The sequence below is a fragment of the Thiorhodococcus mannitoliphagus genome (assembly GCF_010915725.1).
Classification (GTDB): Bacteria; Pseudomonadota; Gammaproteobacteria; order Chromatiales; family Chromatiaceae; genus Thiorhodococcus; species Thiorhodococcus mannitoliphagus.
The window spans coordinates 1-1234 of sequence record NZ_JAAIJR010000340.1 but is presented as its reverse complement, the minus strand read 5'-3'; the positions used below and the strand labels follow the sequence as shown (position 1 = coordinate 1234).

The 1234-nt window shown below is 59.2% G+C and carries 1 protein-coding gene; it reads left to right on the top strand.

Features of this window, described 5'->3' with window-relative positions; genetic code table 11:
- A protein-coding gene (locus tag G3480_RS26740; RefSeq protein WP_164657224.1) for an IS3 family transposase occupies positions 1–1174 on the top strand; the annotation gives its coding sequence in 2 pieces (ribosomal slippage) (positions 1–270 and positions 270–1174; 1175 coding nt annotated over the 2 pieces). This gene is flagged as partial in the annotation.
- Positions 1175–1234: the final 60 nt, after the last annotated feature.

Sequence of the window (1234 nt, the reverse complement as noted above, 5' to 3'; positions counted from 1 at the left end):
GGAATCGTAAGACCTTTTCGGCGAGCTTCAAGGCGAAGGTGGGGCTTGAGGCGATTCGTGGGGTCAAGACGACCAACGAGATTGCTCAGGCGTATGGTGTGCATCCAGTGCAAGTTGGGCAATGGAAGAAGGCGATCACCGAGCAAGCGGAAACCTTGTTTGACATCAAGCGTGGGCGTAAGACGGTGGCTGAGAGCGCGGACCCGGAGCGCCTCTACAGTGAGATCGGCAAGCTCAAGATGGAATTGGACTGGCTGAAAAAAAAGTCTGGAGTGAGCCTGTGAGCGTGCGTCGCGCCTGGATCGATCGCGCGGGCGATGGGGAGTCACTGGGCTTGCCCGTCAGTCATCAATGTCGCCTGGTGGGGATTGCGCGCTCGACGGTGTATGCGCCAGCGCCCGTTGGCGTGGTCAGCGATCTGGACCTGGAGCTGTTGCGTCTGATCGACGAGGAGTACACGCGACGCCCCTTTTACGGCAGTCGCCGCATGGTGGTCTCGCTGCGTCAACAGGGCTATGGCGTCAGTCGTAAGCGGGTTCAGCGCCTGATGCGCCTGCTCGGGTTGGCGGGGCTGGTTCCTGGCCCGCACACCAGCAAGGGGCATCCCGAGCACCCGATTTATCCGTATCTCTTGAGGGGGCTCAGCGTCACACGGCCGAATCAAGTCTGGAGCACTGACATCACCTACATCCGCTTGGCGCGGGGCTTTGTCTACCTGGTGGCGATCATCGATTGGTACTCGCGGCAAGTGCAGGGATGGCGTGTGTCGAACACGCTCGATGCGGGGTTTTGCATTGATTGTCTGGAGGAGGCGTTACGCTGTCACGCGCCTCCCGAGATCTTCAACACCGACCAGGGGGTGCAATTCACCAGCGAGGCATTTACCCGCGTTCTGCGCGCGGCGGACATCGCCATCAGCATGGATGGACGCGGGCGCGCCCTGGATAACGTCTTCGTCGAGCGTCTGTGGCGCAGCGTCAAATATGAAGATGTCTATCCCAAAGGGTACGAGACGTTGCCCGAACTGCTCACGGGTTTGACGGAGTATTTTGTGTTCTACAACACGCAACGACCGCATCAGAGCTTGGGCTACCGGACACCGGAGAAGGTTCATCAATCAGGTCAAGGTGGTGGTGTGACGATCTCTAATCGTTTCGCAGAAACGGGGGGGTAAGTCACTCAACACCACCACGAGTTCTAGCGGCAACATCGGGCAGCCACAAACGGCTGCAAT